The following is a 13,798-nucleotide window of genomic DNA, read 5'->3' as shown; positions in this document are numbered from 1 at the left end:
GAAGGCGGATCGAAAGGAGTTCAGAGCGCGCCTACGGGTGGACTTCGATGAACATCACCGCGCGGTGATTGCCCGCCCCCTCGCGATGCTCGTGCACCGGAAAGCGCCCCGCCAGGTCGGCCTTGAAGGCCATGAGCGCGGGCGCGGGCGGCGCCACCTTCGTCTCGATGTCGTAGCCGTGCAGGTGCAGCACCAGGGGCTGGTCGCTCACCACGCTCACCTGCACCTGGTCGCCCTGCTTCACTTTCAGCGTGTCGTCGCCCTTGATGCGGCCGCCCACGAGTTCGACCGAGAACTTCGGCGAAGCGGCCAGGGCGGCGCCCGCGAACGGCGCCAGCACGGCCAGCGCGAGAAGCTGCACCCGGAGGCGATTCGGATTCGACATGACGTTTTTCATGCGCATCACTCCGCGGTCTGCCCGGCCGCCTTGATGACCGCGCCCCACTTCTGGATCTCGGCCTCGACGAACTTCTTGTGCTCCGGCCCATTGACCCGAGCGTCGCTGATGATGACCGCGCCCAGGCCCTCCTGGCTCTTGACGAAGGCCGGGTCTTTCAGCGCCACCTTCAGCGCCGCGTTGAGCTTGTCGGTGATCGCCTTGGGCGTGCCCTTGGGCGCGAAGAGGCCGTGCCAGATGCTCACGTTGAAGCCCTTCAGCCCGCTCTCGTCCAGCGTCGGCAGCGCGGCCAGCGCGGGCGTCTTCAGGCGCTTTTGCGTCGTGACCGCATAGGCGCGCACCATGTCGCCTTCGATCTGCGCGGTGGTGTTGGTGGTCTGGTCGCACATCACGTCGACCTGGCCGCCGATGAGGTCGGTCATCGCCGGCGCCGTGCCCTTGTAGGGGATGGTCTGCACGTCGATCTTCAGCGCGCTCTGCAGCATCAGCCCGCACAGGTGCGAGGCCGAGCCGATGCCCGCGTTGGCCAGGTTGGTCTTGCTCGCGTTGGCTTCGAGCCACTTGCGCAGCTCGGCGAAGTTGGTGGCCGGCAGCGTCTTCTTGCTGATGACCGTCATCGGCACTTCGTTGATGAGGCCCAGGTACTCGAAGCCGTTGAGCGTGTCGTAGGGGAGCTTGCGGTACAGCGCGGGCGAGGTCGCCATGCTCACGTGGTGCAGCAGCAGCGTGTAGCCGTCGTTGGCCGCGCGCGCCGCCTTGGCCGCGCCGAGCGTGCCGCCCGCGCCGCCGCTGTTGTCCACGGCGATGGCGACGTTGCCAAGTTGCTTGCGCATCGCCTCGGCGAAGTCACGCGCCACCTTGTCGGTCGGCCCGCCGGCGGCGAACGGCACCACGAGCGTGATCGGCTTGTCGGGATACTCGGCGAAGGCAGGGAGTGCGGCGATGGCCGAGATCGCCATTGCGATCGCCAGGAAGCGCTTCTTCATTGATTGTTGTCTCGAGGGATAGGAAGCCGAAAATCCTATCCATCGCCTGCGCCGGGCAGAAGATGCCCGGTTGTTAAGGCAGTCACTTTAGGTGAACGCTGTACTGGAATTCAACCTCCAGTGCACGAGGCGCTCGCCGAAAGGACACCTATACGCCAAAGCCTGCAGCGACTCGCGAGGTCACGTCAGCAGCCAGTACTCAGCCGGCTGCGCCAGATGTGCTGCAGCAATACGCCGGTGATCTATTCACGAATGGGCCGTTTCTGGACCGGCAATTTGTTGCTGGAGCGAAGAGAAGTAGGAGGACTCAAACAAGTCACCGCTTCGTGTGCCGCGCGGCCAGACGCTCATCAACCGGTTCCGCACTCCATCGACCATCGTAAAGTTCTTTTCAGCCAACGAAGCCAAGCTCACGCCCACACGTCCGATGAAGTGCTGCTCTTGATCTTGCGACATCCGATCAGTCTCCGCCGCCAGCTCAAGCGTACGCAGCGCCGTATGCACCGCCCGTGTTTCTGCGCCAGTTGGAAGAAGGTTCACCACTTGGATAAGGCAATACGGAAAGAGATCTTGCAAAAGCTCCGGCTCCACGTTTGACATGACCCGAAGTCTTATTAACCAGAACGCCCAAACGGCTGCAACGCTGTCCTCGTCTGAACGCCCTGTGCGCAAGGCCTCGGCGATCACGGACGCCATGTGCAAGACCAGTTCTGCAGGCTGCTTACCCGGATACCAGATCGCCCTTGCCAGGGTGACAAATGGCTCGTGCCGGCGAAAGCGCTCCAGACGCTCGTACGGCGAAATTCTCTCTGCATCAGATACCGCACCATCTAGAGCAGCAATCAAGTACCGCGATTGCACTGAGATGCCGACATTCCATCTCGCGAGTTGCGCCAATAGTTGAGCCACCTCGAACTCAGAAAGGAGTTTTTCCTCATCGGCGAGTCGCATCAGTTCCAACGTACTAAAAACCTTTAATTTCGGCGTATCAAGAGTAGCCATGGCTCGTGCTATTACATCGTCGGAATAAGCTACCCATCTCCCTGTGGCAGCCAACTCCATATAGTCGAGCAACACGTCCCGTTGGCTGACCGTCTTCGCGACCACCCGTTCAGAAGATGGCTGATCGATGTGTTCAAGATTGGCATTGATAACCCCCAGCAATGCTGTGGCCTTCTCGCTCGCTATTGCGCTCACAAGCCAACCTCGACTGAATTGGCTGATGTAGCTAATCGTTCGCCTTGGGATCGCGATTCGCCTAAATAGCCCAAAAAGCACCGAAAAAAGCCCCAGATCATGGAGCACAAGCAGCGCGGTGAGATCAAGCAGCGGCACGTCTTGCCTAATCTGAGTCGATTGAAACTCGTTTGGCCGGTGCATCGATAGATGCAACTGCACGTCGTCAGGCTTTGAAAGCTTGGCTGCATGCCAAAGCGTAAAGACATCACCGATGTAATGCAGCGCATAGGACGGACGCATGACGAACGGTACGGGCATCTCGCCAGTACGAATTCCGCGCTCTCTCTCGGTGTATTCGCGCATGCGAGCGCGCGAATCACCGCCTGTCACGGCATCGACCAAGTCGTGCAAGTTGCTGAAACCCTGAGTTCCCTGCACTGGTGCGGTAACACGGCGGAAGATCTGAGAGATAGGCCAAGCGCGCTCGAAGCGGGTCGCGCGCTCATCAAAGGCCTTCAGTTCCTCTTTATTTAGGCTTGGATGAACCAACGTCAACCCAGCGAAGAGAATTAGATACATCCCCTCTTCGGCCTCGACCTCCGTGTTGACCAAGGCGCCAACTGCTTTGACAACACCGAGTGCATCGTCCACGAATCCCAACTGAACCAAGAGCAAGGCATTCAAGCGTAGAAGCTCTATACGCTCTTCGCGGTCAGTGTCCACTGCAAGCAGTCGTTCAATTGCTCCGCGCGCCTCTTTCAATCTTCCAAGACGCAGACAAATACTGAGGTAGTTCCGAAGTGTTGAGATTCGATTGGATCCGAGGTTGAGTGCGTGCTCGAAAGCGGTGACCGCATCACCCGTTCGGCCCTGCATTTCAAGCGCAATCGCCAGCATGCCGTAGAGCGTTTCGGAAGCGCCAAACTGGGTGAGCGCGGCATCTGCCTCCAACTCGGCTTCTTGCCATTGTTCGAGCGCAAAATGAGCGTTTATGAGCCGGACCTGATCCGCTACGGACAGCGCTACGTCCTGACCTAACCGTCGGGCCAGGTCAATGGCTTCTCGGGCTGCATCCGGTTCGTCGACGGGGAGGTTGGAAAAGAGATTCGACGCCAACACCTTAGAGTCTGGACACAGCGCGATACCGCTGCGCAGGACATCTAACGGGCTTGACGAACTACTGCCGGGCAGCAACGAGGCGGTGGCGAAGTCTGCCAAAAACGCGAACTCTCGATAGCGGAATTCAGCCTGTAACGGTGCGCGAAGCCGGTCGCGATCCCTGATACGAGACAGCTTGGCAGCCGCCGCCGCCCCGAGTGCTAACGCCGTTGGGGTTTGCGACACCGGCATCTGCATCGAATCCAAAACTAGAAGCGCTGCAGTCAAGCATGACGCGTAGTCCTTGGACTGGAACAAGATGCAAGTACGTCGCACCAGCACGGCGTGCCCGTCCGGTTGACGCATATTGGCCTCGAAGGCAACACCAGAATTTCCGGCACCGATGGCCAGTAGTTCCAAGTTTTCCTGGAGGTCGAGGTATTCCGGCCGCGCGGATGCGGCCTCTCGCAAAAGGGGCAGCGCTTCACTATGTTTACCGATGGCCCCCGCGACAACCACAACGATGGGTGCCAGTAACTCCACATTGATGGGCCACCCAAGCTCTTGGAGCTGACGCAGACACGCTAACGCGTGCTCCCAGGCAATGGTCGCAGCCCCCCAATCCAGGCCCGGCAGTCCCGTAAGCGGCAGCGTTTCAACAACGTCGCCCCCTTTAGGGCTATTGGCCAAGGCTTGTTGCCATGCAGCGCGCGCAGCGAGCAACTGCAGGCCGACGAGATCATGGGGGCTACTTGTCAAACACGACCCGATGGCCGTCTCAGCGGCACCTCTAACCTCAGCCCACTTGCGTTGACTGGACCATAAAACCAATTCCGCCTGAACCCGCTTGACCTTGATCGAAATCCTCTCGATAGCATTCTGAGCTGCTTCGTGATCCCCTACGCACGTGCAAACGCGCACCAACAGGCTCAATCCATCGTCGGTTTTCACAGTTTTCAGTGAAGCGGCGACCGCTTCAATCCCCACCTTGTCATCCCGATCAATGGCATCAAAAAACTGAAGCTCGGCAACCGGCAATAGATGCCTCTCGATCGGATGCGCGGCATAGGCCTGCTGAAAAAGTGACAACGCGTGTTCACGTTGCCTCCGCTGCACCGCGATTTTTCCTTCGAGACTCAAAAACCCGGCCGTCAGGTTTGGCGATCCCGATAGTCTTGTGCGTTCAATGCTTCGCACCACGCCTTCAGCCAGCGTGGTTCGCCCAGCGCGCACATAGGCCAGACCCTCGGCGATCTCCTTGCCCACGCCATCACGTGGCAACTCGAGTTCGCCTTCAAAGGAGATCGACAGCAACTCGGGGTGCTTGCGAACGTTGATAAGCAATTGCTCAAGTGGCTCAGCCTGGCCACCCGACGATGGTCTGGTCTCCAGGGCAAGGGCGGTCAGGTCCTCCATGGCTCGTGCGCTGCGAAGACGCTGGCCCAGATACGGAGTGACATCGACATCGGGCGTCAGGACTTGGGCCACAGATAGTTTTAGGGTCACCTCTTCCTGCCCACCGTCGAGGTCCACTGCATATCGGTTGCCCCGCAGACGCTCGATCTCATCGGAAATCCAAGTCCAGTAGATCCTGCTGCTTGCGTGGTCGACCTTGCCGTTCGGCTGAAGGGAGACTACAACGACCACCAGCATCACCTCATCGGCCGATTGAGCGTATAGATTAAGGGTCCTGACTTTTAGACCAATGGAAAGGGTGCCGCCATCGGCGGAAATCGTGGGTGACTGCGTGCCCTTAAGTTGCAGGCGGAAGGTCCTTTGTACCTGATTGTCGGGCGCGACCTGCACCTCAAAGTCATACCCGAAGTCATTGGGGCCCTCCCTGGAATCGAGCATCCAAGTCACGGGGTGGGCATTGTCCAGCACGTGCTTAGATGCGGTGCTGATGTGGTGGTTGCGATCGACGAGTGGAAAAGCGGCAGGCATGTAGCGAGTTCCGCAATCAGAAAGGTTTGGCAGTCTCGGCGATCCGCCTTAGGACGCAAACAGTACCTTGCAAAGCGATCTTCCGAACCCGCGGTCCGAACCATACGTTTCGCGAGCCCGGCTCACTTTGCCCATACAAATGGCCATGCTGCCAGATCTGCAAACCCGAAGAACTGAAATGGAGCAAGCGCATGTTGACCACGAAGAAGGTAGGTGAGGCGGAATGAGTGACAGCTGGAACAGTGCCTCAAAAAATAGAAAACTCCGTACTCTTTCCATCATCTCACCCATTGACGATAACGAAAAACTGCGAACGGATGAGCCCGCATGTCGCTCGAAAACCCGTCCTCGTCGATCGCATTCACCTCGCCCCTCCACAACTCCCCGCAATCCGCTCCCTAACCCACCGATGCCCCGCATCCCGATGCCGCCTTTCATGCCACAGCATCGCCATCTCATACCCCGGCACTTCCAGCGGCGCCTCCACCACCCGTAGCCCCGCAGCGCCACGCGCCAATCGCTCCGGCAGCATCGCCACCATATCGGTCTGCGCCAGCACCGACATCATGAAAAGAAAGTGCGGCACCGACAGCGCCACGCGCCGCGTCAAGCCCCTCTGCGCCAGTGCATCGTCCGTCGGCCCGGCGAAGCCGCCGCCGGCCAGCGACACCACCACATGCTCCAGCGCGCAGAACTGCGCGAGCGTCGGGCGGCGCTTCAGGCGCGGATGCCCCGCCCTCCCCGCCAGCACGTAGCGCTCGTTGAACAGCACCCGGCGGTGCAGCCCCTGCGGCGCGCCCACGCTGGTGTGAAAGAACAGGTCGATCTCCCCATGCTCCAGCTGCCGCGCCATGCGCGAGGGCACCGCCTCCACCATGGCCAGCCGCGTGTTCGGCGCGGCCTTGCGCAGGCCCGCGAGCGCGGGCAGCAGGATGGCCGACTCCGCATAGTCGGCCGCGGCCACGCGCCAGGTGGTGGTCGCCTCGGCGGGGTCGAAGGGCTTGGTGGGCGCCACTGCGCGGCCCAATGATTCCAGCGCTTCGCGCAGGGGCCCGCGCAATTCGTCGGCGCGCGCCGTGGGCCGCATGCCGCGCTGCGCGGGCACCAGCAGGGGGTCGGCAAAAGCCTCGCGCAGCTTGGCCAGCTGCACGCTCACCGAAGGCTGCGAGAGGTTCAGGCGCTCGGCGGCGCGGGTGACGTTGCGCTCGGTGAGCAGCACGTCGAGCGTCAAGAGCAGGTTGAGGTCGAGGCGGCTGAAATTGTTCATGGCAATGGCTGGAATTCGATCTATTCATTTCCAATATATCGCCACCGCTCCTAACCTGCGTGCATGTTCTTCATTCCATAGGCGAATCCATCGTGAAAGTCCTCCTCGTCCACGCCCACCCCGAAGCCCGTTCGCTCAACGGTTCGCTGAAAAACTTCATGGTCGATCGCCTCACGCAAGCCGGGCACGAGGTGCGGGTGTCCGATCTCTATGCGATGCAATGGAAGGCGCCGCTCGATGCGGCGGACTTCGCGCACCTGGCGCCCGGCGCGCACTTCGATCCGGTGCTCGATTCGCAGCGCGCGTTCGAGGGCGGCACGCAGCCCGCCGACATCGCCGGCGAGCAGGCCAGGCTGCTGTGGGCCGATGCGGTGATCTTCCAGTTTCCGCTCTGGTGGTATTCAATGCCCGCGATCCTCAAGGGCTGGGTCGAGCGCGTGTATGCCCATGGCTTTGCCTACGGCGTGGGCGAGCACTCCGACACGCACTGGGGCGACCGCTTCGGCCAGGGCGTGATGGCGGGCAAGCGCGCGATGCTGGTGGTCACCACCGGCGGCTGGGCGCCGCACTACGGCCCGCGGGGCATCAACGGGCCGATGGACGAGCTGCTGTTTCCCATCCACCACGGCATCCTCTACTACCCGGGCTTCGAGGTGCTGCCGCCCTTCGTGGTGCACCGCACGGGCAAGGTCGACGGCGCGGCTTATGCGCGGATCACCGAAGACCTCGGCGGCCGGCTCGATGCGCTGTGGACGACTAAGCCCATCGCGTTCCGCCCGCAGAACGCGGGCGACTACGAGATCCCCGATCTCACCCTGCGGCCCGACATTGCGCCGGGCCGCACGGGGTTCGCGGCGCACGTTGCGAACGCGGCGGATTGACTAGGGCAGCACGGGGTTGGCTGTGGCGTTCGCAATCGCCGCATCGGCGTCCACGCGCAGCATGAAGCGCCTGGCCACGAGGTCGTTGGCGGCGCTCGTGATTGCCGCGACGTAGCCGGCCTGGTCGGTGTAGCGCTCTTGCAGCGAGAGCCGCGCGTCCGTCGTGCCCGCACGCTGCGCGGCCGTTTTCACGAATGGAAAGTACGCGCCGAAGAGCCCCGCCTGGTCGATGGTGCCGGGCTTGTTGGTGTAGTTCCAGCCGGTGTTGGTGCCCACGGGCACGGCCACGTCGAGGCTGCGGATGCCGGCGATGTCGTTGCCGTCCGCATCCACCTGCGGCACGAGGATCGCGTAGTCGCGGCCCAGGTATGCGGGCGGCACCTGGGTGGCGATGCCGGTCTCGTCCTGCGGGCGGTAGCCGGGGCCCCAGTCGAGCAGCGAGAAGGTGTTGACCAGGCCCGTGTAGTTCGCGCCCGGAATGGCCGGAAACTTGACCTGCGCCGGGCGCACGAGCGTGGCATCGGCGAGCTTGGGCACCTGGCTGTCGGGCGGCGTGGTGCCGCTCACGACCCATTCCTCGAGGTTCTGGTAGAGGGCGCGCACGACGGGGATGACGGCCGCGTTCGCGTTGGTCGCGTAGAGCGCGCCGGCGCTCGCGCCCGGCAGCGATGCCAGGCCCAGCAGGTGGTGCGTGCTCGCGTAGTAGTACACGCGCGCATTGGCCGGCTGCACGAGGTCGGTGGTGCCCCATGCGTCGGTGAGCAGCGGCGAGCCCTGCAGCACATAGAACTCGGTGCCGCTGAAGCCGATGAAGAGCTTGGGGCAGGTGCCGCTCGCCTCGCAGCGCGAGAGGATGCCGCCGCGGCGCTGGGCCACGTCGTCCACGTAGTCCTTCGAGAGGCCGCGCGTGCCGGCCTGGCCGAAGGCCGTGTGGTCGCTGCGCACGCCGCCGCCGCCACCGGGGATGGAGAAGCGCATGTTGATGTTGGTCTGCCGCGCCGCGATTTGCGCGAACACGCCGTCGAACACTTTCTGGCCCGCGCGGTCCTCGTTGAAGCCCAGGTGCACGAAGGTCTTCATGAAGTTGCCGCACTGCGAGACGCCCGAGGCGATGGTGTTCTTGATGGCTGCGGCCACGGGGTTGGCCGTGCCCGCCGCATCGCTCGCATCGCGATGAAAGAACGTGATCATGTCGCGCAGCGCCGCGAGGCCCAGGCCCATCACCTTCGGGTCCTTCGCGATGTAGACCAGCTCGTACATGTAGGCCGGGTCCCATTTGTCCTTGAGGCACACGTTGGTCTCATCGGGCGTGCCGGGGAACGGTGCGCCCGCGCCGCACTTGGCGAACTTCCATTCGCTCGCGGGAATGAGCTGGCGCGCGTCGCCCTCGTTGATGCGGCGCGTGAGCACGTAGCCGGGCTTCGTGTTGTCCAGGCTCGCGGTCGCATAGGCCTGCATCGCGGCGTTGAAGGGGCCGCCGGGGAGCGGCAGCGAATCGTTCGTCGCCACCGTGGGCAGCAGTTCGGCGCGGTAGGTGCCGGTGATGCTGCTGCCATCGGCGTTCTTCGCCACCGGCACGTTGAGCGTGAGCTTGCCGGCGGCCGCGGGCACGTCGCCCTGCCACGCGGCCGTGAGGAACACGTAGCCGCGCGCGGCGAAGTACGGATCGAGGTTCACGATGTTGCCGCGGTTGGGCGCGTCGTAGCGCAGCACGCCGCTGGCCTTGGTCATGTCCTTGGGCTTGAAGAGCACGAAGTCCGACGCGTACTCGACCTTGCCGTTGGCGTTGAGCGGCGCGAGCTGCAGGTCTTGAATGATGGCGTTGCGCGCGTCCTTCGGGTCGACCTCGCCGGTGAAGGTGCCGCTGATCTTCTCGTAGGTGCCCGCAGTGCCGAAGGTGCCGGGCACGTCTTCGGTCTTGCTGATGGCGAGCTTGAATTTCGGCGCGGTGGCGGCCGGGGGTTGCGTGGCGGGTGGTGGATTGCCGGCGACCGGCGGCAGCACGAAGCCCCCGCCGCCGCCGCCGCTTCCGCCGCAGGCACTCAGAAAAAGGGCGGCCGAAGCCACCGTGGCAGCCGCGAGGCTCCAGCGTTTCATGGTTTGTCTCCTGTTGTGGTGTTCTGTGTTCGCGCGGCGCCGGTCTCCGCTACGGCGTGTGCATCACGCCGCGGCGATCACTCGGCCTCGATGCCGGCCGCCTTCACGATGCGGCCCCACTTCTGCGATTCGCCGGCCTGAAATTTGGCCAGCTCCTCGGGCGAGGTGGTGAACACCTCGGTGCCGGTGGGTTCGTAGAACGCGGTCTTCGCCGACTCGCTCTTCGCGGCCTTCACGAGCAGTTCGTTCAGGCGCTTGACGACGGCGGGCGGCGTCTTCGCGGGCGCGTAGGCGGCGAACCAGTAGCCCATCTCGTAGCCCTTCACGCCGGCCTCGGAAATGGTGGGCACGTCGGGCGCGAGCGGCGAGCGGCTGGCGCTCGACATGCCCAGCGCGCGCAGCTTGCCGCCCTTGACTTGGGGAAGGCCCGTGGCGGTGTCGGTGATCATCATGTGGATCTGCCCGCCCAGCAGATCGGTCACGGCCAGCGTGTTGCTCTTGTAGGGCACGTGCAGCAGCTTGATGTCGGCCATCTGCTGCAGCAGCTCGCCCGCCATGCGGCTGGAAGAACTGCCGCTGCCGAAGCTGTACTTGCCCGGCTCCTTCTTCGCGAGCGCGACGAACTCGGCCACGGTCTTGGCGGGGAACGAGGGGTTCACCACCATGATCTGCCCGCCCTTGCCGAGCGCGGCGACGGGGGCGAAGTCTTTCACCGGGTCGTAGGGCAGCTTCTTGAACAAGTGCTCGTTGGCCGCGTGCGTGGTGTTGGTGGTGATGAGCACGGTGTAGCCATCGGCCGGCGCCTTGGCCACGTTCTGCGAGGCGATGAAGCCGCTCGCGCCGGCCTTGTTGTCGATGATGACGGGCTGCTTGGTCTCGGCCGTGATGGCATTGCCGAGCGCGCGCGCGATCTGGTCGGTGGCGGTGCCGGCCGCGAAGGGCACGACGAAGGTGATGGACTTCTCGGGGAAGGCCTGCGCGTGGCCGAGCAGCGGGGCCAGCGCGAGGGCCGCGGTTATCGCGGTTACAGCGGCGAGGGGAAATCGTTTCATTGTTTTGTCTCCGGATGGATGGGTAAGGAAAAGGGGAACGCAGCGGCTACGGTCCGGCGAGCAGCGGTTCGAGCGCGCGCGGTATCCGCACCGGCATGTCGAGCAGCAGGAACGAGAGCGCCTTGCCATGCGCATCGAGGTTCAGCGCATCGTTCACGCCACCGTCGAGCACCGCATCGAGCACGAAGTTCATCGCGTGCAGCTTCGGCAACTCGAAGCGCTGCACCTGCGAGGGCGCGCGGTGGCGGAACTGCGCGGCCACGCGCTCGGGCGTGAGCTGTTCGAGCAGCAGCGGATAGAACTCGGCACGCCATGCGATCACGCTGATGTTGGAGCGGTCGCCCTTGTCGCCGGTGCGGCCGTGCGCGGCGCGGTAGAGCGGCACTTCGATCATGTCGTCTGTCGTGTTCATGCCAGCGCCTTCGCATCGAGCAGTTCGAATCGCACCGGCACCGATTCGCGCGGCAGCAGGCAAGAGAGCGTGTTCAGCCGCGGCGTGAGCGCGGTGCGCACGCCGCCGCCGCCCGCGGGGCCGCAGGTGTAGAGCGCCATCACCTCGCGCGCCAGGCGCTCGGCCTGTGCGCGGTCGGCGTGCGTGGCGGCGACGCGCAGGCGCACATCGCGCAGGCCCATGTCGGGCGTGTCGGCGAGCGCGCGGCCGGCGTCGTCGCCGAGGATGCTGAGCGCGCCGATGAGGTCCACGCGCAGCGCGAGGCCGTCGAGCCGTTGGCGCAGCACGTCCGCCGCGAGCCGGGCGCGGGCTTCGGCGCGCGGGCCGGCGTAGGAGATTTCTCCCTCGGCGAGCCAGCCGCCTTCGTGGCAGACGTTGACCTTGTAGTGGCTCGGCCGCGCATGGCCGCGCACGCCGGAGAGCTCGACGCGGTCCTTGCCCGGCAGCGCGCGCACCTCGGCTTCGGCGATGTCGGCGACCACGTCGGGCGTGAGGTAGGCGCTCGGGTCGTGCACTTCGTAGAGCAATTGCTCCTTCACCGTGGCTTCGCTCACGAGGCCGCCGGTGTGGTCGGCCTTGCCGATGGTGCAGTGGCCGTCGGCGTCGATCTCGGCGATCGGAAAGCCCACGGCTTCGAGCCCCGGCACGTCCTTGTAGCCGGGGTCGGCGAAGTAGCCGCCGCAGACCTGCGCGCCGCATTCGAGCAGGTGGCCCGCCATGGTCGCGCGGCCGAGGCGGTGCCAGTCGTCGGCGCGCCAGCCGAAGTGCGAGAGGGCCGGGCCGACGGTGAGCGAGGGGTCGGCCACGCGGCCGCACACGACGATCTGCGCGCCCGCATCGAGCGCGGCGGCGATGGGCTCGGCGCCGATGTACGCATTGGCGCTCACGACGCGCAAGCCTTCGACCTGCGCGCCGAGTGCGTCTTTCAGGAGCGCGCGGTGTGCTTCGCCCGAGAGGTCGTCGCCCTCCACCACCGCGATGCGCGGCGCATCGGCACCGAGCTCGCGCGCCATGCGGGCGATGTGCCGCGCCGCGGCACGCGGATGGGCCGCGCCGAAGTTGCTCACGATGCGGATGCCGTGCGCAAGGCAACGCGCGAGCACCGGCCGCAGCATCGCATCGAGCAGCGGCTCGTAGCCGGCCTCGGGGTTGTCGCGGCGGCGCAGTTGCGCGAGCGCCAGCGTGCGTTCGGCCAGCGTCTCGAAGATCAGGAAGGCGCGCTGTCCCGTGGGTCCGTCGGCGAGCCGCGCGATCAGCGTCTCGACCACCGGCCCGGCCGCATCGGTGCGGTCGCCGGAGAAACCAGCCGCGCAGCCGATCAGCAAAGGGGGCAGTGATTGGGCATTCATCGAGGTGCAATGTAGGCAAATGGCTGTGATCCGTAAAATCGGAAATTCGGATCGATTGATCTGCATTTCAAATAACCGGCACCAGCGAAGGCTCGACATGCGAAAGACGCCCGACCTCTCCACGCGGCAGCTGCGCGCCTTTCTCGCGCTGGCCGAGCACCGCAACTTCACGCGCGCGGCGCAGACCAGCCACCTGTCGCAGCCCGCGTTCAGCGCGTTGATCCGCACGCTCGAAGATGCCGTGGGCACGCGCCTCTTCGACCGCGACACGCGCAGCGTGCAGCTCACGCCCGAGGGCCTGCTCTTCGAGGGCGCGGCGCGGCGCCTGCTCGACGACATGGGCAGCGCCATGGGCGACCTGGCCGACCATGTGGAGCGGCGCAAGGGGCGCGTGCGCATCGCGGCACTGCCCTCGCTCGCGGCGGGGTGGCTGCCCACGGTGTTCGCGGAGTTCATGCAGGCCTGGCCCGGCATCCGCATCGACCTGGACGATGCGCTGTCCGATGCCTGCGTGGCGCTGGTGCGCAGCGGCCAGGCCGACTTCGCGCTCGCGGCCTCGGGCGCGGCGGCCGACAGCGACCTGCGCGCGCGCAAGCTCTGCACCGATCGCTTTCACCTGGTGTGCCGCGCGGACCATCCGCTCGCGCACGAGGCGCGCCTCACGGTCAAGAAGATCGCGCCGTGGCCCTTCATCCAGATGGCGCGCAACAGCAGCGTGCGGCAGGCGCTCGATGCGGCGCTGCATCCGCTGCGGCTGAACGCGGTGTTCGAGGTGGAGCACCTGGCCACCGTCATGGGCCTTGTGGAAGCCGGGCTCGGCATCAGCGTGGTGCCTGCGCTCACGCTCTTTCACTTCCGGCGCGAGACGCTGGTAACGCGGCCGTTGCCCTTGCCGGCGCTCACGCGCACGCTGTACCTGGTGCAGCGGCGCGAGGGCAGCCTGTCGGTGGCGGCGCAGACGCTGCATGACCTTGTCGTTGCGCGGCTCGGATCGCTTCGGCTGGACTGAGCTCAAGGCAGCGAACCGGTGCCATGCCGGATCGCTATATCTCCCAGTGCGCACACGATATTGCCCCGCGGCGGGCGAGCGGGAATAG

General features: G+C 64.8%; 10 protein-coding genes. 2 read left to right on the top strand and 8 right to left on the bottom strand.

Features of this window, described 5'->3' with window-relative positions; all coding sequences use genetic code 11:
- Positions 1-31 precede the first annotated feature (31 nt).
- The 4 genes from ACZYRS_RS13795 to ACZYRS_RS13780 form a co-directional block, all read right to left on the bottom strand.
- Positions 32-385: a cupredoxin domain-containing protein gene (locus ACZYRS_RS13795; RefSeq protein WP_463419708.1), complete on the bottom strand. Its 354-nt coding sequence runs from the start codon at positions 383-385 to the stop codon at positions 32-34.
- Between the two features lie 17 nt (positions 386-402).
- The gene (locus ACZYRS_RS13790; RefSeq protein ID WP_198786037.1) at positions 403-1,383 is read right to left on the bottom strand and encodes a tripartite tricarboxylate transporter substrate-binding protein; all 981 of its coding nucleotides are present in this window, start codon (positions 1,381-1,383) and stop codon (positions 403-405) included.
- A 246-nt stretch (positions 1,384-1,629) separates the two neighbouring features.
- On the bottom strand, positions 1,630-5,604 hold the full coding sequence (locus tag ACZYRS_RS13785; protein ID WP_463419707.1) for a DUF4365 domain-containing protein: 3,975 nt from the start codon (positions 5,602-5,604) through the stop codon (positions 1,630-1,632).
- A gap of 361 nt (positions 5,605-5,965) precedes the next feature.
- Positions 5,966-6,871: a LysR family transcriptional regulator gene (locus ACZYRS_RS13780; protein ID WP_463419706.1), complete on the bottom strand. Its 906-nt coding sequence runs from the start codon at positions 6,869-6,871 to the stop codon at positions 5,966-5,968.
- A 92-nt stretch (positions 6,872-6,963) separates the two neighbouring features.
- On the opposite strand from ACZYRS_RS13780, the gene ACZYRS_RS13775 reads away from it, so the two are divergent.
- Positions 6,964-7,752, top strand: coding sequence for an NAD(P)H-dependent oxidoreductase (locus ACZYRS_RS13775; protein ID WP_463419705.1), 789 nt, complete (start codon positions 6,964-6,966; stop codon positions 7,750-7,752).
- Here the strand turns inward: ACZYRS_RS13775 and ACZYRS_RS13770 are convergent, their stop codons facing one another.
- The 4 genes from ACZYRS_RS13770 to ACZYRS_RS13755 all read right to left on the bottom strand — a co-directional run bounded on the left by ACZYRS_RS13770 (position 7,753) and on the right by ACZYRS_RS13755 (position 12,701).
- Positions 7,753-9,849: an alpha/beta hydrolase domain-containing protein gene (locus ACZYRS_RS13770; RefSeq protein WP_463419704.1), complete on the bottom strand. Its 2,097-nt coding sequence runs from the start codon at positions 9,847-9,849 to the stop codon at positions 7,753-7,755.
- A gap of 77 nt (positions 9,850-9,926) precedes the next feature.
- Positions 9,927-10,901 carry a Bug family tripartite tricarboxylate transporter substrate binding protein gene (locus tag ACZYRS_RS13765; RefSeq protein WP_463419703.1) on the bottom strand — a complete coding sequence of 325 codons (975 nt, stop codon included), beginning with the start codon at positions 10,899-10,901 and terminating at the stop codon, positions 9,927-9,929.
- A gap of 46 nt (positions 10,902-10,947) precedes the next feature.
- Positions 10,948-11,313, bottom strand: coding sequence for an AtuA-related protein (locus ACZYRS_RS13760; RefSeq protein WP_463419702.1), 366 nt, complete (start codon positions 11,311-11,313; stop codon positions 10,948-10,950).
- Positions 11,310-12,701, bottom strand: coding sequence for an acyclic terpene utilization AtuA family protein (locus ACZYRS_RS13755; protein WP_463419701.1), 1,392 nt, complete (start codon positions 12,699-12,701; stop codon positions 11,310-11,312). The genes ACZYRS_RS13760 and ACZYRS_RS13755 overlap by 4 nt, the downstream gene beginning before the upstream one ends.
- Before the next feature lie 97 nt (positions 12,702-12,798).
- On the opposite strand from ACZYRS_RS13755, the gene ACZYRS_RS13750 reads away from it, so the two are divergent.
- A complete protein-coding gene (locus ACZYRS_RS13750) occupies positions 12,799-13,710 on the top strand; it encodes a LysR family transcriptional regulator (protein ID WP_198786025.1) in 912 nt (303 codons plus the stop codon).
- The last annotated feature ends 88 nt before the right edge of the window (positions 13,711-13,798 follow it).

The sequence above is a fragment of the Variovorax sp. AC194 genome (genome assembly GCF_979257995.1).
The sequence above is the reverse complement of the archived record's forward strand: the minus strand, read 5'-3'. Positions and strand labels throughout refer to the sequence as shown.

Excerpts from the sequence above, each read along its gene's own strand:
- ACZYRS_RS13770 (WP_463419704.1), bottom strand. The coding sequence starts at position 9,849 with ATGAAACGCTGGAGCCTCGCGGCTGCCACGGTGGCTTCGGCCGCCCTT.
- ACZYRS_RS13790 (WP_198786037.1), bottom strand. The coding sequence starts at position 1,383 with ATGAAGAAGCGCTTCCTGGCGATCGCAATGGCGATCTCGGCCATCGCC.
- ACZYRS_RS13795 (WP_463419708.1), bottom strand. The coding sequence starts at position 385 with ATGTCGAATCCGAATCGCCTCCGGGTGCAGCTTCTCGCGCTGGCCGTG.
- ACZYRS_RS13785 (WP_463419707.1), bottom strand. The coding sequence starts at position 5,604 with ATGCCTGCCGCTTTTCCACTCGTCGATCGCAACCACCACATCAGCACC.
- ACZYRS_RS13760 (WP_463419702.1), bottom strand. The coding sequence starts at position 11,313 with ATGAACACGACAGACGACATGATCGAAGTGCCGCTCTACCGCGCCGCG.
- ACZYRS_RS13780 (WP_463419706.1), bottom strand. The coding sequence starts at position 6,871 with ATGAACAATTTCAGCCGCCTCGACCTCAACCTGCTCTTGACGCTCGAC.
- ACZYRS_RS13765 (WP_463419703.1), bottom strand. The coding sequence starts at position 10,901 with ATGAAACGATTTCCCCTCGCCGCTGTAACCGCGATAACCGCGGCCCTC.
- ACZYRS_RS13755 (WP_463419701.1), bottom strand. The coding sequence starts at position 12,701 with ATGAATGCCCAATCACTGCCCCCTTTGCTGATCGGCTGCGCGGCTGGT.
- ACZYRS_RS13750 (WP_198786025.1), top strand. The coding sequence starts at position 12,799 with ATGCGAAAGACGCCCGACCTCTCCACGCGGCAGCTGCGCGCCTTTCTC.